Raw genomic sequence first — 19,902 nt, forward strand, 5'->3', positions numbered from 1 at the left:
CTCAGGTGCGTGGTTGGTTCCGGTCCGTGTGCGTACGGGCTCATCCTCTCAGGCCGGCGGAGGCGGCCCGGCGGGGGCTCCGCCCGGCCGCCGGGGGGACCCACCGCACGGAATGAGCCATTCCGATCCGGTGCCCGGGGAGAACCCCAACCGAACTGGCCCCGAGGACAGTTATGACCAGAGCGACGAAAGGGGTTAACTGGGCGGGCGCGGCCCGGTGATGATCACCACCCGCCGGTTCCGGACCTCCGGTGGCCGGATCCCCAGGGGGCCGCCCCGAGCAAAGGGCTTCACCATGCCGGCAGGTCGTTCCACCGGTCGCTCCACGAACGCGGGCGCTCCCCCCGGGCCGCGCGCCCGCCGCCGGGCCGAGCGGCGCCGGCGCCTGCGCCGCACCCTTCTGGTTTCGGCCACCACCGTCGCCGCCGTCGCCGCACTGTGGACCGCCTGGCCCGAAGCGAAGAAGACCACCGTCGCCGACCGGGTGACCACCGACCCGCGCCCCGCCGACGACCCCGGACGGGCCTCCCGCTCCTCCGGCGGCGCCCACGGCTCCCCCGTACCCGGCGCCGCGGCCTCCCCGCCCGCGGACCCGAAGCCGTCCGCGAGCTCCAAGGCACCGGTCCCGGCCACCGGTAGCGGCTCGTTCACCGCCTCCACCCGCGCCGGGCAGCCGCAGGGCAAGGGCACCGCCCGCCGCTGGCGCATCGAGGTCGAGGAGGGCAGCGGAATCGACCCGAACACCGCCGCCCAGGCCGTCGAGACCATCCTCGGTGACCCCCGCGGCTGGATATCCGACCCGGCGCACGGCTTCCAGCTCGTCGGCGCCGGCAGCCCCGTGGACTTCACCGTGAAGATCGCCACCCCCACCACCACCGACAAGCTGTGCGAGGTGGTCACCCCCGAGCTCGTCGGCGAGACCAACTGCCGCGCCGGACACGACGTCGTCGTCAACCTCAAGCGCTGGCAGGAAGGATCACCCCAGTTCAAGGGCCCCGTGGAGGAGTACCGGGCGCTGATCGTCAACCACGAGGTCGGCCACGAGATAGGCCGCGGCCACGAGACCTGCCCCGGCCCCGGCAAGCCCGCCCCCGCGATGATGCAGCAGATCAAGGGACTGCTCGGCTGCACGGCCAACGCCTGGCCGTACGACGGAAAGGGAACCTACCTGTCCGGTCCACCCGTCCCTTAGAGCGGGGAGAGTCGGAGAGTCGACCGTCCGGGCCGTGACGGCCGGGGGCGAGGAGTGGAAACGTGCGCGTCGTCAGCTTCAGCGTCCCTGCCTGGTTCCCGGCCTACACGCCGGCGCAGAAGAAGGAAGCACTGCGGCGCGCGGTGCAGCTCACCGAACAGGAATCCGCCGTGTTCCTGTGCCTGGCCACCGGGGCCTCCAACGCGGAACTCGCCTGCGAACTCCAACTGTCCGTCAGTACCGTCAAGTTCCACGTCCACAACATACGGACCAAACTGGGCGGCATCAGCCGCCTCCAGGCCTGCGTGCTGGCCGCCCTCGCCCGCGAGGACGGCCGCCTCGCCGCACGCGGGGTCAGCGCCGGCGGTGCAGCAGCCGCCCGCCGATGACGGTGGCCACACAGCTCGTCGCGCCCACCGCCGCCAGCTCCCCGAGGTCCGCCGCCGCGAACACCGCGAACCGGGCCGGAGCACCCGTCCGGAGCACCCCGTGGAAGGCCTCCTCGACGTGCTCCCGCCCCGCGAACGGATCCAGCGGGGCCCCGGCGCCCCCACCGGCCGGCGGCAACAGCTCCAGCCCCGACCGGGCCACGGCCGTGCGCACCGCCGGAACCGTCAGCCGCCCCGCCACCGCCACCACGCCCCGGGCCAGCAGCCGCTGCGTCGCCCGCCGGGCGCTGTTGCCGCGGCGGGCATCGGTCAACTCCAGCGCGGCCAGCGCCTCCGCCCCGGTCACCGGCTCGGTGCCGAGCTCGGCGGTCTCGTACGGGTCGTCCGGGTAGTACGTCCCCTCCAGCAACTCCTGCGCCCCGTGCACCAGCAGCCCCGGCGTCAGCACGCCGGGCCAGCGGCGGGTCCGCGCGTGCGGCCGGGCCGCGGCGAGCTCCTCGTACGGGCCGGTGCCCGCGATCCGGTCGCCCTCCACGAGGACGGCCCCGCCGGGCAGGGGCTCGGCCCCGCGCCCGGCGACGAGCAGCCCCGCGGTGTGCAGCGTCAGCAAGGCCGGATCACTCGGCCGCGATGAGCTTCAGCTCGGGGTGCGCCGTGCCGCCTTCGAGGGCGGTGGAGGAGATGTGCGAGACCACGCGGTCGTCGACCGGGTCGTTCGCCGGGTCGTCGTGCACGACGAGGTGCTCGTACGTCGTCGCGCGCTGCGCCGGGGTGCGGCCCGCCTTGCGGATGAGGTCGATGATCTCCTGGCGGTTGGAGCGGTGCTTGGCACCGGCCGAGGAGACGACGTTCTCCTCCAGCATGACCGAGCCGAGGTCGTCCGCACCGTAGTGCAGGGAGAGCTGGCCCGCCTCCTTGCCGACGGTCAGCCAGGAGCCCTGGATGTGGGCCACGTTGTCGAGGAACAGGCGCGCGATCGCGATCATCCGCAGGTACTCGAAGACCGTCGCCTGGGTACGGCCCTTCAGGCGGTTGTTCTCGGGCTGGTACGTGTACGGGATGAAGGCGCGGAAGCCGCCCGTGCGGTCCTGCGTGTCACGGATCATCGCGATGTGCTCGATGCGCTCGGCGTTGGTCTCGCCGGTGCCCATGAGCATGGTGGAGGTGGACTCCACGCCCAGCCCGTGGGCGATCTCCATGATCTCCAGCCAGCGCTCGCCGGACTCCTTCAGCGGGGCGATCGCCTTGCGCGGCCGCTCCGGCAGCAGTTCGGCGCCGGCGCCCGCGAAGGAGTCCAGGCCGGCCGCGTGGATCCGCTTGATCGCCTCTTCGGCGGAGACGCCGGAGATACGGGCCATGTGCTCGACCTCGGACGCGCCGAGGGAGTGGATGACCAGCTGCGGGAACGCCTTCTTGATGGCGGAGAAGTGCTCCTCGTAGTACTCCACGCCGTAGTCCGGGTGGTGGCCGCCCTGGAACATGATCTGCGTGCCGCCCAGCTCGACGGTCTCCGCGCAGCGGCGCAGGATGTCGTCGAGGTCCCGGGACCAGCCCTTCCCCGTGTCCTTGGGGGCCGCGTAGAACGCGCAGAACTTGCAGGCCGTGACGCACACGTTGGTGTAGTTGATGTTGCGCTCGATGATGTACGTCGCGATGTGCTCGGTACCCGCGTAGCGGCGGCGGCGCACCGCGTCGGCGGCCTGGCCGAGGGCGTGCAGGGGGGCGTGCCGGTAGAGGTCGAGCGCCTCCTCCTTGGTGATCCGGCCCCCCGCGGCGGCACGGTCGAGGACAGACTGGAGAGCGGCCTGGTCGGTCACCGGTGCGTCACCCTTCGGCGGTGTGTCAAGAGATCCGGACCGAGCCAGCCTACGCCAGGGCCCGGCGCCGGAACTCACCGGCCGCGGGTCAGGTCCCCCTCCGGGTTCCCGGCCGCGGAGTCGCCCGACCGGTAGTGCAGCGTGCCGTTCGCGTTGAGGGTGAAGCGTTCGTCGGCGGAGCCGCCGGAGCAGATTCCGGGCGCCGGGTTGGGGTTGCCCGAGGTGTCCAGGACCAGGGAGCGGTCGGTGGCCGACACCAGCTTCCAGTTACCGGAGCAGTCGGTGCCGAAGACGGGCAGGACCGACTTGTCGCGGCCGACGACCTCGCCGACCCGGCCCGCCTTGATCGTGATCTCGAACTCGCTCGACAGCCCTAGCCGGGCCGTGGCCACCGTGCCCTTCCAGGTGCCGACCAGCTCCTGCGGGACGTCCTCGCGGGCGCCCTGGGACGGGCTGGGCGTCGGCAGCGGGGTCGGGCCCGACGAGGACTGCGCGGAGGGCTTGGTCGCTGCGGCCGGCGGGGACGCGTGGTCCTGCCCGCCTCCCGTCCCGGGCAGCAGCCCCAGCCCGAACAGCCCGCCGGACAGCGCGGCCGTCACCGCGGCGGCCGCGACCACCACCGTGCAGCTGAACCGGCGCCCGGCGGCGGTCATGGTCACCTTGCGGCCGGGGGCGGTCCCCTCCCCGTCGGGGGCGGTGCGCGGCTGCGGAACCCCGCCACTGCCGGGGCTGCCGCCGCCGGCCGTCTCCGTCGGGGCACCGTACGGTCCCGCCGCGGGCCCGACCGGGCCCCCGAACGAGCCGCCGTAGGAGGGGTCGGGCGCGCCGAAGACGCCGACCCCGACGCCGGCGGCCGCGGCCGCACCGCCGGCCGCGGCCTGCGCCCCGTACGAGGGCGCGGTGAACGGGACCGGCCCGGAACCGCTCCCCGACTCCCCCTCCACCGCGTCCACCGCGTCCAGGTCGAGCAGGGCCACCGCGGCGCGGCTCGCCTGCTCCATCACGGGCTCGGGGAGCCGGCCGGGGGCGCGCAGGGCTCCGTCGAACGCCTCCGCCACGGCCTGCGGGGACGGCCGGGCCCCGGCATCCTTGTCCAGGCAGGCCGCGACCAGGTCGCGCAGCTCGCCGGGCGGGAGGGCGTCCAGGTCCGGCGGCTCGTGGACCACCTTGTAGAGCAGGGTCACCGAGTTGTCCCCGATGAAGGGGGGCTGCCCGGTCGCGGCGAACGCCAGCACCGCGCCGAGGGAGAACACGTCGGCGGCGCCCGTGACGCCCTTGCCGAGGATCTGCTCGGGCGACATGTAGCCGGGCGAGCCGACGGAGACCCCGGTGGAGGTGAGGGAGGTGGTGCCGTCCGTGGCCCGGGCGATCCCGAAGTCGATCAGGCGGGGCCCGTCGAGGGTCAGCATCACGTTCGACGGCTTCAGGTCTCGGTGGACGAGCCCCAGCCCGTGGACCGCCACCAGGGCGCGGGCCAGCCCCTCGCCGACCGCCCGTACCGCGGCCTGCGGCAGCGGCCCGTGCGCGGCCACGGCGGCGCCCAGCGAGGGTCCCGCCACGTACCCGGTGGCCACCCACGGCACCGGCGCCTCCGGGTCGGCGTCCAGCACGGGCGCGGTCCACTCGCCGCCGACCCGCCGGGCGGCCTCCACCTCGCGGCGGAACCGGGCCCGGAACTCCGCGTCGGCGGCGAAATGCGGGTGCACGATCTTGACGGCGACCGTCCGGCCGCCCGCGCTGCGGCCCAGGTAGACCCGGCCCATGCCCCCCGCACCGAGCCGGCCCAGCAGCCGGTACGCACCGATGCTCCGCGGCTCGCCCGCCTCCAGCGGCTCCATCCCGGCCCCTCCCCCGTGGTCCCGACGAGGTGGTCCACCTCGTGATCCACCTCGTGATCCACCTTAGGTGCGTCAGGGGGACCCCGGGGCCGTTCCCGCGGGCTCGAACCCGCCGAGGGTCCGGACACCGTGGCGTCGCGTGTCCCTGCTGCCCCGTGGCCTGCCGTACGGGTGACACCCACGCGCGGGGCGGCGGGGCCGGGCGGGGTGGGTGGGGCCGCAGGGGCGGCGGGAATTCCCCCGGCCGCGCCGGAACCGGACCGGAAGGGTGAATTCACGGCAACGGCGACACGGCGCTGCGATGACAATACGTAAAGAGAGGGAATTCCCCCGGAAGCGCCGCCCGGAACCCGGGCCACCGCCCGGTATTCCGATCACGAAACCGATCACGAAACGGAACACGGGCGGCGGCCCGAACGCTCCGGCGGATCCTTCAGGACACCTTCAGGAGCTCCACCGCGACATCTGCCGGATAGCCCGTCGACCGACCCGTGCGGCGCGCGAATTCCCTTACGCCGGCGAGCTGTTCCGGCCCGAAGCGGAAGTCGAGGGTGGTGAAGTACCGCTCCAGCAGTTCGGCGTCGAAGGCCTCCCAGCGGGCCGCCTGCTCGGCGACCTTGGTGACCTCCTCCAGGGAGATGTCCCGGGATTCGAGGAAGGCCTCGTGCACCTGCCGGACGACGGCCGGCTCACGGTCGAGGTAGTCCTTGCGCGCGGCCCAGACGGCGAACACGAACGGCAGTCCGGTCCATTCCTTCCACATCAGCCCCAGGTCGTGGACGTCGAGGCCGAGCCGGGGCGCGTCGTGCAGCGAGGCGCGCAGTGCGGCGTCGCCGATCAGCACGGCCGCGTCGGCCTCCTGCATCATCAGCCCCAGGTCGGGCGGGCAGGTGTAGTAGTCGGGCCGGACCCCGTACTGCTCGGCGAGCAGCAGCTGGGCGAGGCGCACGGAGGTGCGGGACGTCGAGCCGAGGGCGACGCGGGCGCCGTCCAGCCGGTCCAGCGGCACCTGGGAGACGATCACGCAGGACATCACGGGGCCGTCGCAGCCGACCGCGAGATCGGGGAACGCGACGAGCCGATCGGCATTGCGGAGGAACTCCACCAGGGTGATCGGGGCGATGTCGAGACGGCCCTGGACGAGGTGCTCACTGAGCTTCTCGGGGGTGTCCTTGGTCAGCTCCAGGTCCAGCAGGGTGCCGGTTCTGGCCAGCCCCCAGTAGAGGGGAAGGCAGTTCAGGAACTGAATGTGGCCGACCCGGGGCCGGCTGCGATAGACGTCCACATCGCGAGACTAGCCGGGGGCCCCGCGTCAGCCTTCGAGCGGGTGTCAAACGTCCGGGTGACGTGATCTTTCCCTCTGGTCTCGGCCGCGGGGTGCGTGCTAGGCTCGACGCAAGTTGCAGTTTGGTTTCCCTTGCAGTACGAAGCCTGCGGAGAATGTGACCCGCGGGCTTTAGTAGTTTTCAGACTTCTTAGCAGGTTCTGGAGCAGGGCGACCCTTTGGCCCATAGGAGGGCTCATGGCTACCGGAACCGTCAAGTGGTTCAACGCTGAAAAGGGCTTCGGCTTCATCGCCCAGGACGGCGGCGGCCCGGATGTCTTCGTCCACTACTCCGCGATCAACGCCTCTGGCTTCCGCTCCCTCGAGGAGAACCAGACCGTGAACTTCGACGTCACGCAGGGCCCGAAGGGCCCGCAGGCGGAGAACGTCACCGTAGCCTAATGGCCACGGCCAACCCCTCGCGGTTGGATCGCAGTACCTGAGAGCAGTACCCAAGGAGCCCTGCCTCCCCGTTCCCACGCGAACGGCGGAGGCGGGGCTCCTGCCTTTTGCCGCCGGGCCGGGGCCGGCGCGGGGCGGGCCGGGGCCGGGGTGCGAAAACGGCCGGCCGCCACCGGGTCGCGGTGGCGGCCGGCCGTCGTCTCGGGGCCGTCCGGGGGCCGAGCCGTTACGGCTTGACGGCGGAAGCCGTCGGGGACGGGGTCTGCGGGGCCGGGGTCTGCGCCTTGGCGGTCACCCTCAGCTCCAGGACCAGGACCACCTTCTCCTTGGTGATCAGCCGCAGGTGGTACGTGCCCGGGGCGACGTCCGTGGTCAGCAGCTCCGGCAGGGCGATCAGGCCGTCGGCGCCAGAGGCGGCCAGCTCCAGGCTGAACAGCTTCTCGCCGTCCTTGGCGCCCTTGAAGTACGGGCCCGTGGCCTTCGCCGGGTCCACCGGGACCCACTGGCCGGTCGCCTTGTCCTGCTCCACCAGCCCGGCGGTCGCCTGCGTACCGGCCACGGCCTTGCCGCCGGCGGTCGCCTTGACCTCGATGCCCCGGACGGGGGTCCCGGCGACGACCTCCAGCGGCTTGCCCGCACCCGCGTCGGTACGCGTCAGCAGGTCGGCGACGGCCGGGACGGGCTTCGCCGAGACGACGCCCTTGAAGTTCACCGTGAACTGGGTGGCGGTGCCGTAGCCCGAGGCCCGCAGCGTGAAGGTGCCCGGAGTGGCTCCGGCCACGAGGCCCGGCGCGGCGGCGACGCCCTCGGCGTCGGTCTGCACCACCAGGTGGAGCCGGCCCTGCGTACCGAAGTACGTGCCCGTCGTGTCGTTCTCGACCTCGAACAGGACGGCCTGCCCCTTGGCCGGCTTGCCGTCGCTGAGCACCGCCTTGACCCGCGGCACCGCGGTGAACGCGGCCCCGGCCTCCGCCTTGAGCTCGGTGCTGCCGAGCACCTCCACCTTGGCCAGGTACGGCGCGGGCGCGGGCTTCTGCGGCTCGGCCGGCTTGGACGGGTTGGTGGGGTTCGTCGACGGCTTCGTCGAGGGCTGGGTGGACGGCTGGGTGGTCGTCCCCCCGCCGGTGGACGGCTTGGTCTGCGTGCCGGGGCGCGGGGTCGGCAGCACCGGGTTGGTGGGCGTCGGGTAGGTCCCGGTGGGCGGGTTGGGCACCTCGCCGACACCGTTCTGGTACTGCTTCATGAACCCGAGCACGGTGTTCACGTACTCGCGGGAGTTGTTGTAGCTGAGGATCGCCCGGTCGACCTGCGCCGGGTCGGAGAGGTTGCGGTCGCCCGCGCACAGGTACAGGCCGGCGCCGAGGGCCGCGTCGTAGATGTTGTTCGGGTCGCGCTTGGAGTCGCCGTTGCCGTCGGCGCCCCAGGTGGCCCAGGTGGAGGGGATGAACTGCATCGGGCCGACGGCCCGGTCGTAGGCCGCGTCGCCGTCGAACTCGCCCTTGTCGGTGTCCTTGATCTCGGCGAAGCCCTGGCCGTTCAGCTGGGGGCCGCGGATCGGCTTCTCGGTGTACCCGTCGGCCTTGAGCCCGTAGCCGGAGGCGTGGACCGACTCGACCCGGCCGATGCCCGCGAGGAGTTGCCAGGGCAGCTTGCACTTCGGGAGCGCGGCGGCGACCGCGGTCTCCGCCCGCTTGTAGGCGTCGAGTGCGGTCGCGGGGATGCCGCTGGCCCCCTCGCCCGCACCGGCTGCCGGCGGCACCGCCGGATCGGCGAGGTCGCCGGGCAGGTCCAGGCGGGCGTCGCCGCGGTCGGCGGCCTGGGGGCTGTCCGGGGTGGGCTCGGACTCGCCCGCGTCGGCGGTCGGCGGGTTGGTCACCACGGCTGCGGTCGTCAGGCTGGCCGCGAGCGCGGCCGTACACAGGACCTTGCGCGAGGTGTTGACGAGGTGGCGGTGAAGCGGCTTCACAGTGCGGCGATCCCCCCAAGGCGGCCGGCAAGTTGTACGGCGGGTCGAGCCGTGAATATTCACTGTCTATCAGGTATTCGACGGCGACTCACCGGCGCCCCGGCAGATGTGACACACCATTCGTCTCGGCTTCATCCGGTACGGCGACAGAACGCCCAACGGGGGAGGGTTGCCGACGGTTATGCGCCAATAGGTGCTCACTTGAAGGCGCTTGTCCGTTCTGTGGCGGATGGGGACGGACACGCGAGGGACGACCCGGGGCGGGAACGGGGCGGGTGGGCCGGACACCGTTCGGCTAGATTCGGCGTACATGACAGCAGAGGCCCACGAGACGACCTTCCGCGCCCGCGCGGACCGCATGCGCACCCTGGGGGTGTACCTGCTCATCGCAGCAGGCGCCATCTGGCTCTGGCTCGCCTACCAGCTGCTGGCCCCCTTCACCGTCAACTACGGCTCCAGCCGGAGCACCGACTGCGCCTCCCCCGTCTTCTACGACGAGGGCGACGGCAAGCGGCGCTCGTACGCCGACGCCGAGGGCGAACGCTGCGCCACGGAACGGGATCCGGCCGACCTCCTGGCCCTCCTCGCCCTCTCCGTCCCGCTGGCCGCCGCCGGCACCTTCCAGTACACGAGGGGCACGGTGGCCCTGGACCTCAGACGGCACGAGGAAGAACTGACCCACCTCAAGGCGGAGCGAAAGGCCTGACGGCGGACGGCTGATGGAGCCCGGGCGCCCGGGCGCGGCTCCTGGCCGGCCGCCGCGCCCCTCACTACGGTGGTGCCGTGGTGACCGAGCCGATCCGCACCCCCGACCTGGCCGACCGCCCCCACCAGTTGACCGTCGAGCGCGCGATGCTCGCATCGCCGCACGCGCTGTACCTGGCGTGGACGGAACGGTTCGACCACTGGTTCGCCGCGCCGGGCTCGGTGCTGATGCGGCCCGAGGTGAACGCGCCGTTCTTCTTCGAGACCGAGTTCGCCGGCGACCCGCAGACGCCCCGGGCCCGCCATCCGCACTACGGACGCTTCCTCCGACTGGAACCCGGCCGACTGGTCGAAATGACCTGGGTGACGGGCCGCGCCGGCACGGCCGGCGCCGAGACGGTCGTCACCGTCCGCCTCGGCCCCCACCCCATCGGCTCCCGCCTGCACCTGACCCACGCCGGCTTCTACGACGAGGCGGCCCGCGACCACCACGCGACGGCGTGGGCCGAGGTGCTGGCCCACCAGGACGAGGCACTGGCGGAAGAGGGGTAAGGGGGCGGCGGGCGGCGGGGCGCTGCCTACCCCTCCCGCTCCCGCTCCCCCTGCGCCTCCCCCACCTCCGCCAGGAGCCGCGCCAGTTCCTGCGGGCGGGAGAACATCGGCCAGTGACCCGTGTCCAGGATCCGCAGGGTCCAGCTGTCGTTCTTGAGGAGTTCGGCCGCCGCGGGCGGCGGTTCCGGCCCGTCCAGCAGGCATTTCACGTACACCGCCGGCAGCTCGCCCAACGAGCGGGCGAGTGCCGCCGGTTCCGTCAGGGTGGCGCCCGGGTGCGGGGTGGAGCCGGCCACGATGCGGGCGATCTGCTCCCCGTCCAGGCCCTGGCCCGCGTAGTCGGCCGCGGTCAGCGGCGGCCAGAAGCCGTCGTTCGCCTCGACGGAGGCGACCACCTCGGCCCCGCCCGGCCAGCCGGAAACGAACGGCTCCCCGTCCACCGGCACGTCGGCGTCGACGAAGACCACCCGGGCCAGCCGGTCGGAGATCAGCTCGGCGGCCTGGCCCACCGGGACGCCCGCGTAGCTGTGGCCGACCAGGACGACGTCGTGCAGGTCCCGGCGCTCGACGGCGTCGACGATGTCGTGCACGTGCGTCTGCTGGCCCGCCCAGGAGCCGGTCGCACGGCGCTCGGCGAGGCCGGACAGCGTCAGCGGGTGGGCGTCGTGGCCCGCCGCGCGCAGCTCCTCCACCACCGCGTCCCACGCCCATGCCCCGAGCCATGCGCCGGGTACCAGTACGAAGTTCCCCATGGCGTCACCGTATACGAATGAATGTTCGATCGCATATTCGACCGCGCGTTCGGACAGGGCTTCCCACCTGCGATCATTCCTCCGCCGGGCAGGACCGTGTTCCGCCCGGCAGGTGGCCGTCGATCAGGAAGTCGTCGACGTAGCCGCGCACGCACGTCGAGCTGCCGTAGCCGGTGTGCCCGTCGCCCTTGTAGTCGAGGACGACGGCGGAACCGAGGCGTTGGGCGGTCTCCTCGGTCCACCGGTACGGGGTCGCCGGGTCGCCCCGGGTACCGACGAGGAGCATGCGCGGGGCGCCGGGCCGGTCGATCCGGCGGATGAAGTCGGTACCGGCGGGGCGCCCGTAGCAGGCCAGGACGGTCAGCAACTGCCGCGGCCCGAAGACCGCCGAGGCCTGCCGGAACTCCTCCCGCAGGCCGTCGATCCGCGCCGCCACCGCCGCGGGGCTCTCCTCGTCGCTGCTGCGGTCGGGGTCGTCGGCGCAGTTCACGGCGGTCATCGCGGCCACGGCGTTGTCGGCGGGGACGAGGCCGGGCGGCCGTGCGGAACCGCCCGGATCCGCATCCGCATCCGGGGCCGGGTCCGGATCCGTACCCGCGCCCTCGTCCGCGCCGGCGGGGGCGCCGAGGCGGAGCAGTCCGCGCGGGTCGCGCTCGCGCTCGGCCAGGGCGAGGGCCTTGGCCAGGTGGGGCCACAGCTCCCGGGAGTAGAGGGCGCTGCCGATGGTGGTGACGGCGTCCCGCCCGGTGAAGAGGGCTCCGTCCGCGTCGACGAGGGGAGCGACGTCGAGCCGGGCGACGAAGGCGGCCACGTCCTCCTTGGCGGTGCGGGTGTTCGTCCCGTACACGCAGCCGGGCTGACGGGCGCACCAGGACAGGAAGTTGTCCAGGGCCTGCTGCTGGCCCTGCGCGGTGGCGAGGGCCTGGTCGACGCGTGATTCGGTGAGGGTGTCGACGCCGTCGAGGGCCATGCGGCCGACCCGGTGGGGGAATTGGGCGGCGTACACGACGCCGAGGCGGGTGCCGTAGGAGAAGCCGAGGTAGTTGAGCCGGTCCTCGCCGAGGGCCCGGCGGATGAGGTCCATGTCCCGGGAGACGTGCACGGTGCCGATGTACGGCAGGACCGGCCCGGAGGCCCGTTCGCAGCGCGCGACGACGCCACGGACGGCGGCGAGCTCGTCCGCGGGGTCGTCGGAGTCGACGGGATCGGAGTCGAGCGAGCCGCCGCAGCTGACGGGGGCGCTGTGACCGACCCCGCGGGGGTCGAAGGCGACGAGGTCGAAGCGCTCGCCGAGCTGCGCGAGGTCCTTGGCGTGGGCGGCGAGGCCCTTGACGCCCGAGCCGCCGGGTCCGCCGAAGTTCAGCAGCAGCGAGCCGCGGCGCCCGGCGCGGGGTCCGTTGGCCGGTACCTCGGCAAGGGCGATGCGGAGGGTGCCCTTGGCGGGGGCGGAGTGGTCCAGCGGCACGGTGAGGGTGCCGCACCGCATTCCGGCGGGCACGGGCCGTACGGGGCAGGCACCCCACCGGATGCGGGGCCGAGTGGAGGACGCGGCCGAAGAGGACGCGGCGGAGGAGGCGGCGGTAGCTGCCGCAGCGGGTACGGACGCCCGGACGGGCGCCGGGGCGTGTCCGGGCACGCCGGGGACGGCGGCCGTGGTCGCCACGGCCGTGGTCACCAGCAGACAGCCTGCGCCGACCGCGGCTCCGGTGCGGGAACGGTGCACTGCACCCTCCTCGGGGCGGCCCCCCGATCCGTCAGCGCCACCATAAGCTCCCGGCCCCGCCCCCGCCGCCCGAGCCCCCGCCGCCCGAGCCCCGGCCGCCCGAGCCCCTGCCCCCAGGCCTGGGCGGCCCAGGTTTTCCGGGATCCACGCCCACCCCGACCCTCACCTCTCAATCCGCCCGGTACAGCCCCTCGATCTCCCGTTCGTAGTCCTGGACGATGGCCGCGCGCCTCAGCTTCAGCGACGGCGTCAGGTGTCCACGGGCTTCGGTGAACCCTCCCGGCAGGACCGTGAACCGGCGGATCGACTCGGCCCGGGAGACCAGCCGGTTGGCGTCGTCCACCGCGCGCTGGAGCTCGGCCCGCAGCTCCTCGTCGCGGACCAGTTCCCGCATCGGCACGCCTTCCTTCCTCCGCATCGCCCGCCAGTGGGCGAGCCCCTCCGGTTCGAGGGTGATCAGCGCGGTGACGTACGGCCGGTTGTCGCCGACGACCATGCACTGGCCGACGAGCGGGTGGGCCCGCAGCCAGTCCTCCAGCGGGGCCGGGGCCACGTTCTTGCCGGCGGAGGTGATGATCACGTCCTTCTTGCGGCCGGTGATCGTCAGGTACCCGTCGGCGTCGAGTTCGCCGATGTCCCCGGTGGCGAGCCAGCCGCCGACGAGGAAGGGGCCGTCCCCCGGGGTGTCCGCGGCGGCCGTGTTCCAGTAGCCCGCGAAGACGTGCCGGCCGCGGAGCAGCACCTCGCCGTCCTCGGCGATCCGCACCGCGGTGCCGGGCAGGGGCCAGCCGACCGTTCCGAGCCGGGGTCGCTGCGGTGGGGTGACGGTGCTGGCGGCGGTGGTCTCCGTGAGCCCGTAGCCCTCGAAGACCTCGATGCCGGCCCCGGTGTAGAAGGCGGCGAGCCGCCGCCCGAGGGGTGAGCCGCCGCTGAGGACGTACCGTACGCTCCCGCCGAGGGCGGCGCGGATGCGCCGGTAGACGAGGGGGTCGTACAGGGCGCGGGCCATCCGCAGGCCCAGCCCCGGGGTGCCGCCTTCGATCGTTTCGCCGTAGCGCTGCGCGATGCGTGCGGCCCGGTCGAAGGAGGATGCGCGGCCCATCCGTTCGGCGGTGGCCCGGGCGGTGTTGTAGACCTTCTCCAGCACGTAGGGGATGGCGAGCAGGAACGTGGGCCGGAAGCCGGCGAGGTCGGCGAGCAGGTCCTCGGTCTGCAGGCTGGGGGCGTGCCCGAGTCTGACCCGGGCGCGCAGGCATCCGATGGCGACCATGCGGCCGAAGACGTGGCTGAGCGGCAGGAACAGCAGGGTCGATGCGGGTTCGCTGCTGGCGGACTTGAAGACGGGGTGCAGTAGTGCGACGGCGTTGTCGGCTTCGGCGAAGAAGTTGGCGTGGGTGATGACGCAGCCCTTGGGCCGGCCGGTGGTGCCGGAGGTGTAGATGAGGGTGGCGACGGAGTCGGGCGTGCGGGCGGCGCGGCGGGCGTGCACGACGGCGTCGGGCACCTGTTCACCGGCTTTGACGAGCCGGGCCAGCGCGCCGGTGTCGAATTCCCACAGGTGGGCCAGCCAGGGCAGGTTGGGCCGCTCGGTGCTGAGGAGGCGGGCCTGGGTGGTGTCCTCGACGGCGCAGGCCACGGCGCCGGAGTCCTGGATGATCCAGCGGGCCTGGAGGGCGGAGGAGGTGGGGTAGACGGGTACGGTGACCAGTCCGGCGGCCCAGGCGGCGAAGTCGAGCAGGGTCCATTCGTAGGTGGTGCGGGCCATGATGGCGATCCGGTCGCCCTCCCGCAGCCCCTCGGCGATGAGTCCCTTGGCCACGGCCAGGACCTCGGCGGCGAACTGGGCTGCGGTGACGTCGCGCCACGTCCCGTCCCGCTCCTTGCGGGAGAGGACGGCGGTGCCGGGGGCCTCGCGGGCGTTGTGGAACGGGATGTCGCCGAGCGATCCGCTGGCCGGGACCCCGGCGAGCGCGGGTACCTCGACCTGGCGCACCACCCCGTCGACGACGGTCTTGACGGGCTCGACCAGCTTCGGCGCGGTCTGCAGTTCCACGGCGCTCCTTCTCGGCTCGGCACGGGGACGCGGAGTTACCGGCGGTAATGTACGCACGGGTAACCGCGCTGAACACCCCTCGTGCGAACCCGCACGGAACCCCCACCGAACCCGCCGCCCCCTTCCCCGAAGCCGCCGCCCCGCCGACACCCGGCCGCGCGGCGGAGCCCCGTTGGCCGGAAACGGACCATTAGCATGCCCATGACCACAACGGGGAGGGCGTGCAGTGACGTACCGGCGCGAGAACATCGACCTGCCCGAGGACCGGGGCTGCCTGCAGTGGGTGCTGGGCGTTCCGCTCGGGCTCGTCCACGCACTGAACGCCTTCCTCGTCCATGCCGCGGTGCGCTACGGGCCGCAGGGCGTCTGGGACGACCGCGGGTACACGAGGATCTCGGCGGTGTGCTTCACGGTGGTCTGCCTGAGCGGGCTCGCACTGCTGGTCACCCTGATCCCGTCGGTCCGCCGGACCCTGGGCCCGTGGTGGCTCGCCCCGCCCGTCCTCCTCGGCGCGATCGCCTGGATCCGCATGGCGACCCTGGAGTAGACCCCGCGCGGTACACCCCCGTACGCCCGCAGGAAAAGGCCGCAGCCCCCGACCGGTCGGCATCGGACCGGGCAGGGGCTGCGGCGCGTGGGGCGGTGGCGCCTGTCAGGCGGCGGCCACCACCGGGGCGCGCTCGTCCAGAGGGGAGGACGAGGCGCTGTCGTAGGCCTTCTTGTCGAGGATCCCCTCGCGGGCCGCGACCACGACGGGGACCAGGGACTGGCCGGCGACGTTGGTGGCGGTGCGCATCATGTCCAGGATCGGGTCGATGGCCATGAGCAGGCCGACGCCCTCCAGGGGCAGGCCCAGGGTGGACAGGGTGAGGGTCAGCATGACGGTGGCGCCGGTGAGGCCGGCCGTGGCGGCGGAGCCGACCACCGAGACGAAGGCGATCAGCAGGTAGTCGGTGACCGTCAGCTGCACGTCGAAGATCTGCGCGATGAAGATCGCGGCGAGCGCCGGGTAGATGGCGGCGCAGCCGTCCATCTTGGTGGTGGCGCCGAACGGGACGGCGAAGGAGGCGTACTCCTTCGGGACGCCGAGGCGCTCGGTGACCTTCTGGGTGACCGGCATGGTGCCGACGGAGGAGCGGGAGACGAAGGCCAGCTGGATCGCGGGCCAGGCGCCCTTGAAGAACTGGATCGGGTTGACCTTGGCGACGGTCGCGAGGAGCAGCGGGTAGACGCCGAACATCACGAGCGCGGAGCCGATGTAGACGTCGGCGGTGAAGGTCGCGTACTTGCCGATGAGCTCCCAGCCGTACGAGGCGATGGCGGTGCCGATGAGGCCGACGGTGCCGATGGGGGCGAGGCGGATGACCCACCACAGGGCCTTCTGCAGCAGCTGGAGAATCGATTCGGCGACGTTCAGGACCGGCTGGGCCTTGTCACCCAGCTGGAGGGCGGCTACACCGGCGACGGCGGCGAGGAAGACGATCTGAAGGACGTTCAGCTCGGTGAACGGCGTGACGACGTCGTTCGGCACGATGCCGGTCAGGAAGTCGATCCAGGAGCCGGTGCGCTTGGGCAGCTTGCCGTCCTGCGGGGTGAGGCCGGTGCCCGCGCCGGGGTTGGTGAGCAGGCCGATCGCGAGGCCGATGCCGACGGCGATCAGCGACGTGATCATGAACCACAGCAGCGTGCGCGAGGCGAGGCGGGCGGCGTTGTTCACCTTCCGCAGGTTGGTGATGGACACCAGGATCGCGAAGAAGACGAGCGGGGCGACGGCCAGCTTCAGCAGCTGGACGAAGATGTCGCCGACCTTCTCCAGGGTGGTGGCGAGCCAGCTGACGTCCTGGCTGCGGGCGAGCCAGCCGAACAGGACGCCGAGCACGAGACCGGTGACGATCTGGGCCCAGAAGGGGAACTTGAAGGAGGCCTTGGCGGGGGCCTGAGGGGTCGCGGACACGAACACTCTCCGGGTGGGGTAACGCGCAAAGAAGAGGAGGAAGCGAGGGGGGTGCTGGACTCAGCGACAGCCGCAACAGGCCGCGGACGCGCGGCGGCAGAGGTCGACGTGCAGGCGCGCCACGAGCGGGATGCTCGCGGTCAGGTGGTGCGCAACTGGGGTCAACATGTTTAACACGCTAACACTTTCCCTTTGAGAACCTCAAAGATGCACTTTGAGACAGGGTCGCACCGCACCCGTCTTCCCGCCTCCGGAAAACACCAAGCGCCCCTGCACGCGGGGGTGTTCCCGGTGCAGGGGCGCTCGGACGTGTGAGGAAGGTAACCGGCGGCCGACAGCCCGGCCGGACGGGCCGGCCAGGTCAGGTCGGGCCAGAGGGCGGGGCCGGGCCTACTAGCTGACGCGCGCGGCGTCGTCGGCCGCGTCCTCCTGCGAGCGGTTCGCGGCGAGCCGGTCCTTCGCGCCCGCGACGCGGCCCGCGATCTGTGCGGACATCTCGTCGCGCTGCTTGCGCAGCAGGACGAAGGACAGCGGCGCGGAGATCACCAGGGCGAGCAGCACGACCCAGGCGACGTTGGCGTCCCCGAGCCCCGCGGGCACCCAGCCCACGTTGACCAGGACCGCGACGAGGACGAGGCATCCGACGAAGATGCCCAGACGCATCGCGGTGTAGCGGATCGTCGCGCTCGGCTTGAGGGACACGGTGACCCCTTCTCTGTGTCGTCGGTACGTCGTCAGCGTGCCCGTCCAGTGAAGCACGACCCCGACGGGGGCCGCGCCGTCGGGGTCATCACCGGACACGAACCGCAGATCGGACACCCTGTACCCGGCCCGGCAGCCGCACCCGAACCCGAGCGCGAACCCACACCCGGGCCCCGCACCGCCGACCGCTCAGTGCAGCGGCAGCAGCATCGTGATGTCGTCGCGGTCGTCGCCGGGAGCCACCCGGATGGCGTCGGGGACCCGGCCGACCTCCTTGTAGCCGCAGGCCGCGTAGAAGTGCTCCAGCCCCAGTCCGCCCCGGCAGGTGAGCCGGACGGCCTCGATGCCTTCGAGGCTCCGCGCCGCGTCGGCGACGGCCTCCAGCAGGGAGCGCCCGGCGCCCCGGCCCTGGAGGTCGGGGGCGACCATGACGGTGTAGGCCCAGACCCAGTGGGTCATCAGCCGGTGGGTGTTGAGCGCCAGGAAGGCGCAGGCGCGGACCCTTCCGCCCGCGTCCAGGCCGACGACCAGGCGGTGGCGGCCCTCGGCCATCGCGACGAGGTGCTTGACCAGCTCGGGGCGGATGTCGTCCACCGTGACGGGCGGGACGAACCCGACCGCGCCACCGGCGTTGGACACGTCGGTCCAGAGCTCGGCGATGCCGGTGCGCAGGGCGGGGTCGACGACCGGATCGAAGGTGAAGGTGAGAGCCACCCTGCGAGAGTATCCATGCCTCCGGGCAACGAAAAAGGCCCCGGTCCCCCGACGGGACCAGGGCCTTCGGCCGGCAACCGGCTCAGACGCGCATCGCCTGCGGCGTCTCGCGCAGGTTCGCGTCCGGACCGGGGTACTCCCGGATGACCTCGTACCGGGTGTTGCGCTCGACCGGGCGGAAGCCGGCCTCGCGGATCAGCTCCAGCAGGTCGTCGCGGCTCAGCTTGTTCGGCGTGCCGTAGTTGTCCGCGTCGTGCGTGATCTTGTACTCGACGACCGAGCCGTCCATGTCGTCCGCACCGTGCTGCAGCGCCAGCTGGGCGGTCTGCACGCCGTGCATCACCCAGAAGACCTTCACGTGCTGCACGTTGTCGAAGAGCAGCCGCGAGACCGCGAAGGTCTTCAGCGCCTCGGCCCCCGTGGCCATCGTGGTCCGCGCCTGGAGGGTGTTGCGGACCTTGCCGTCCTTCATGTCCACGAAGTCGTGCTGGTACCGCAGCGGGATGAAGACCTGGAAGCCGCCGGTCTCGTCCTGGAGCTCGCGCAGCCGGAGCACGTGGTCCACGCGGTGGCGCGGCTCCTCGATGTGCCCGTAGAGCATGGTGCTCGGGGTCTTGAGGCCCTTCTCGTGCGCGAGCCGGTGGATCCGCGACCAGTCCTCCCAGTGGGTGCGGTGGTCGACGATGTGCTGGCGGACCTCCCAGTCGAAGATCTCCGCGCCGCCGCCGGTGAGGGACTCCAGGCCGGCCTCGATCAGCTCGTCCAGGATGTCGGAGGCCGACAGCCCGGAGATCGTCTCGAAGTGGTGGATCTCGGTCGCCGTGAACGCCTTCAGCGAGACGTTCGGCAGCGCCTCCTTCAGCGCGGACAGCGAGCGCGGGTAGTACCGCCACGGCAGGCTCGGGTGCAGGCCGTTGACGATGTGCAGCTCGGTGAGGTTCTCGTTCTCCATGGCCTTGGCCAGGCGCACGGCCTCCTCGATGCGCATCGTGTACGCGTCCTTCTCGCCCGGCTTGCGCTGGAACGAGCAGTAGGCGCACGAGGCGGTGCACACGTTCGTCATGTTGAGGTGGCGGTTGACGTTGAAGTGGACGACGTCGCCGTTCTTCCGCGTGCGCACCTCGTGGGCGAGCGCCCCGAGCCAGGCCAGGTCGTCGGACTCGTAGAGGGCGATGCCGTCCTCACGGGTCAGCCGCTCGCCGGAGCGAACCTTCTCCTCCAGCTCACGCTTGAGCCCAGCGTCCATCGGCCGGTCGCCTCCTTGTGTGTCCTGTGCCCTGTAGCGCCCTGCGCACTTTCGCCCCGTACGGGAGCGCTCTTGCCCAACCCCGCAACCGTACTCTTAGCGCTCTTCGGGCAGATCCCCGACCCGGTTCTCCCACTTGGTGGAGAGCACGATCGTCGTACGGGTCCGCGAGACGCCCTTGGTGCCGGAGAGCTTCCGGATGATCCGCTCCAGGCCGTCCACGTCACTGGCGCGCACCTTGAGCATGTAGGAGTCGTCGCCGGCGATGAACCAGCAGTCCTCGATCTCCGCGAAGTCGCGCAGCCGGCGGGCGACGTCCTCGTGGTCGGCGGCGTCCGAGAGGGAGATGCCGATGAGCGCCGTGACGCCGAGGCCGAGGGAGGCCGCGTCGACGGTCGCGCGGTAGCCGGTGATGACGCCGGCCGACTCCAGCCGGTTGATCCGGTCGGTGACGCTCGGACCGGACAGGCCGACGAGCCGGCCCAGCTCCGCGTACGAGGCGCGTCCGTTCTCCCGGAGTGCCTGGATGAGCTGCCTGTCCACCGCGTCCATATACCTGGAGCCTTCCATTGT

20 protein-coding genes are annotated in these 19,902 nt (G+C 72.4%); 6 read left to right on the plus strand and 14 right to left on the minus strand.

Annotation, left to right across the window (positions count from 1 at the left end; all coding sequences use genetic code 11):
• Positions 1-295: 295 nt before the first annotated feature.
• Positions 296-1,192, plus strand: a complete 897-nt coding sequence (locus ACZ4VL_RS16515) for a DUF3152 domain-containing protein (RefSeq protein ID WP_468200154.1) — start codon at positions 296-298, stop codon at positions 1,190-1,192.
• 62 nt (positions 1,193-1,254) lie between these two features.
• Entirely contained in the window at positions 1,255-1,581 is a 327-nt protein-coding gene (locus ACZ4VL_RS16520; protein WP_468200156.1) for a response regulator transcription factor, read from the plus strand.
• Here ACZ4VL_RS16520 and ACZ4VL_RS16525 read toward each other — a convergent pair.
• From ACZ4VL_RS16525 to ACZ4VL_RS16540, 4 genes are all read right to left on the minus strand, one after another.
• The gene (locus ACZ4VL_RS16525) at positions 1,547-2,191 is read right to left on the minus strand and encodes an imidazolonepropionase-like domain-containing protein (RefSeq protein WP_468200158.1); all 645 of its coding nucleotides are present in this window, start codon (positions 2,189-2,191) and stop codon (positions 1,547-1,549) included. The genes ACZ4VL_RS16520 and ACZ4VL_RS16525 overlap by 35 nt on opposite strands.
• A gap of 7 nt (positions 2,192-2,198) precedes the next feature.
• A complete protein-coding gene (gene mqnC / locus ACZ4VL_RS16530) occupies positions 2,199-3,398 on the minus strand; it encodes a cyclic dehypoxanthinyl futalosine synthase (protein WP_468200159.1) in 1,200 nt (399 codons plus the stop codon).
• 74 nt (positions 3,399-3,472) lie between these two features.
• Positions 3,473-5,236 (minus strand): serine/threonine-protein kinase, encoded by a 1,764-nt coding sequence (locus ACZ4VL_RS16535; protein ID WP_468200160.1) that lies wholly within the window; start codon positions 5,234-5,236, stop codon positions 3,473-3,475.
• Positions 5,237-5,669: 433 nt separating this feature from the next.
• A complete protein-coding gene (locus tag ACZ4VL_RS16540) occupies positions 5,670-6,521 on the minus strand; it encodes a menaquinone biosynthetic enzyme MqnA/MqnD family protein (protein WP_404238226.1) in 852 nt (283 codons plus the stop codon).
• A gap of 237 nt (positions 6,522-6,758) precedes the next feature.
• Here ACZ4VL_RS16540 and ACZ4VL_RS16545 point away from each other — a divergent pair, with 237 nt between their 5' ends.
• Positions 6,759-6,962, plus strand: coding sequence for a cold-shock protein (locus ACZ4VL_RS16545; RefSeq protein ID WP_360624020.1), 204 nt, complete (start codon positions 6,759-6,761; stop codon positions 6,960-6,962).
• Between the two features lie 226 nt (positions 6,963-7,188).
• Here ACZ4VL_RS16545 and ACZ4VL_RS16550 read toward each other — a convergent pair whose 3' ends face one another.
• Positions 7,189-8,928 carry a lytic transglycosylase domain-containing protein gene (locus ACZ4VL_RS16550; protein WP_468200162.1) on the minus strand — a complete coding sequence of 580 codons (1,740 nt, stop codon included), beginning with the start codon at positions 8,926-8,928 and terminating at the stop codon, positions 7,189-7,191.
• A gap of 310 nt (positions 8,929-9,238) precedes the next feature.
• On the opposite strand from ACZ4VL_RS16550, the gene ACZ4VL_RS16555 reads away from it, so the two are divergent.
• Entirely contained in the window at positions 9,239-9,634 is a 396-nt protein-coding gene (locus tag ACZ4VL_RS16555) for a hypothetical protein (RefSeq protein WP_468200164.1), read from the plus strand.
• A gap of 77 nt (positions 9,635-9,711) precedes the next feature.
• Positions 9,712-10,185, plus strand: a complete 474-nt coding sequence (locus ACZ4VL_RS16560) for an SRPBCC family protein (RefSeq protein WP_468200166.1) — start codon at positions 9,712-9,714, stop codon at positions 10,183-10,185.
• Between the two features lie 26 nt (positions 10,186-10,211).
• Here ACZ4VL_RS16560 and ACZ4VL_RS16565 read toward each other — a convergent pair whose 3' ends face one another.
• The 3 genes from ACZ4VL_RS16565 to ACZ4VL_RS16575 form a co-directional block, all read right to left on the minus strand.
• Positions 10,212-10,937, minus strand: a complete 726-nt coding sequence (locus ACZ4VL_RS16565) for an alpha/beta fold hydrolase (RefSeq protein WP_468200168.1) — start codon at positions 10,935-10,937, stop codon at positions 10,212-10,214.
• Positions 10,938-11,010: 73 nt separating this feature from the next.
• Positions 11,011-12,660: an alpha/beta hydrolase gene (locus ACZ4VL_RS16570; protein ID WP_468200170.1), complete on the minus strand. Its 1,650-nt coding sequence runs from the start codon at positions 12,658-12,660 to the stop codon at positions 11,011-11,013.
• A gap of 169 nt (positions 12,661-12,829) precedes the next feature.
• Complete coding sequence (locus tag ACZ4VL_RS16575; protein WP_468200171.1) at positions 12,830-14,713, minus strand: AMP-dependent synthetase/ligase; 1,884 nt, start codon at positions 14,711-14,713, stop codon at positions 12,830-12,832.
• A gap of 226 nt (positions 14,714-14,939) precedes the next feature.
• On the opposite strand from ACZ4VL_RS16575, the gene ACZ4VL_RS16580 reads away from it, so the two are divergent.
• Positions 14,940-15,260, plus strand: a complete 321-nt coding sequence (locus ACZ4VL_RS16580) for a hypothetical protein (protein WP_468200173.1) — start codon at positions 14,940-14,942, stop codon at positions 15,258-15,260.
• A 105-nt stretch (positions 15,261-15,365) separates the two neighbouring features.
• On the opposite strand, the gene ACZ4VL_RS16585 is transcribed toward ACZ4VL_RS16580, so the two are convergent.
• The 6 genes from ACZ4VL_RS16585 to ACZ4VL_RS16610 form a co-directional block, all read right to left on the minus strand.
• Positions 15,366-16,673, minus strand: a complete 1,308-nt coding sequence (locus ACZ4VL_RS16585; RefSeq protein ID WP_468200174.1) for a dicarboxylate/amino acid:cation symporter — start codon at positions 16,671-16,673, stop codon at positions 15,366-15,368.
• A gap of 54 nt (positions 16,674-16,727) precedes the next feature.
• Positions 16,728-16,835: a putative leader peptide gene (locus tag ACZ4VL_RS16590; protein WP_361090977.1), complete on the minus strand. Its 108-nt coding sequence runs from the start codon at positions 16,833-16,835 to the stop codon at positions 16,728-16,730.
• A 225-nt stretch (positions 16,836-17,060) separates the two neighbouring features.
• The gene (locus ACZ4VL_RS16595) at positions 17,061-17,330 is read right to left on the minus strand and encodes a DUF4229 domain-containing protein (RefSeq protein WP_468200230.1); all 270 of its coding nucleotides are present in this window, start codon (positions 17,328-17,330) and stop codon (positions 17,061-17,063) included.
• 228 nt (positions 17,331-17,558) lie between these two features.
• Complete coding sequence (locus ACZ4VL_RS16600; protein ID WP_468200176.1) at positions 17,559-18,083, minus strand: GNAT family N-acetyltransferase; 525 nt, start codon at positions 18,081-18,083, stop codon at positions 17,559-17,561.
• A gap of 82 nt (positions 18,084-18,165) precedes the next feature.
• Complete coding sequence (gene mqnE / locus ACZ4VL_RS16605; protein ID WP_361090986.1) at positions 18,166-19,329, minus strand: aminofutalosine synthase MqnE; 1,164 nt, start codon at positions 19,327-19,329, stop codon at positions 18,166-18,168.
• Positions 19,330-19,425: 96 nt separating this feature from the next.
• Positions 19,426-19,881: an Lrp/AsnC family transcriptional regulator gene (locus ACZ4VL_RS16610; RefSeq protein WP_361091164.1), complete on the minus strand. Its 456-nt coding sequence runs from the start codon at positions 19,879-19,881 to the stop codon at positions 19,426-19,428.
• Between the last annotated feature and the right edge of the window lie 21 nt (positions 19,882-19,902).

The organism is Streptomyces sp. NPDC029014, from assembly GCF_055564695.1.

Bases quoted from the DNA above. Each gene is read 5' to 3' on its own strand.
- mqnE (WP_361090986.1), bottom strand. From the start codon at position 19,329: ATGGACGCTGGGCTCAAGCGTGAGCTGGAGGAGAAGGTTCGCTCCGGC.
- ACZ4VL_RS16610 (WP_361091164.1), bottom strand. From the start codon at position 19,881: ATGGACGCGGTGGACAGGCAGCTCATCCAGGCACTCCGGGAGAACGGA.
- ACZ4VL_RS16555 (WP_468200164.1), top strand. From the start codon at position 9,239: ATGACAGCAGAGGCCCACGAGACGACCTTCCGCGCCCGCGCGGACCGC.
- ACZ4VL_RS16565 (WP_468200168.1), bottom strand. From the start codon at position 10,937: ATGGGGAACTTCGTACTGGTACCCGGCGCATGGCTCGGGGCATGGGCG.
- ACZ4VL_RS16595 (WP_468200230.1), bottom strand. From the start codon at position 17,330: ATGCGTCTGGGCATCTTCGTCGGATGCCTCGTCCTCGTCGCGGTCCTG.
- ACZ4VL_RS16535 (WP_468200160.1), bottom strand. From the start codon at position 5,236: ATGGAGCCGCTGGAGGCGGGCGAGCCGCGGAGCATCGGTGCGTACCGG.
- ACZ4VL_RS16590 (WP_361090977.1), bottom strand. From the start codon at position 16,835: ATGTTGACCCCAGTTGCGCACCACCTGACCGCGAGCATCCCGCTCGTG.
- ACZ4VL_RS16515 (WP_468200154.1), top strand. From the start codon at position 296: ATGCCGGCAGGTCGTTCCACCGGTCGCTCCACGAACGCGGGCGCTCCC.
- ACZ4VL_RS16545 (WP_360624020.1), top strand. From the start codon at position 6,759: ATGGCTACCGGAACCGTCAAGTGGTTCAACGCTGAAAAGGGCTTCGGC.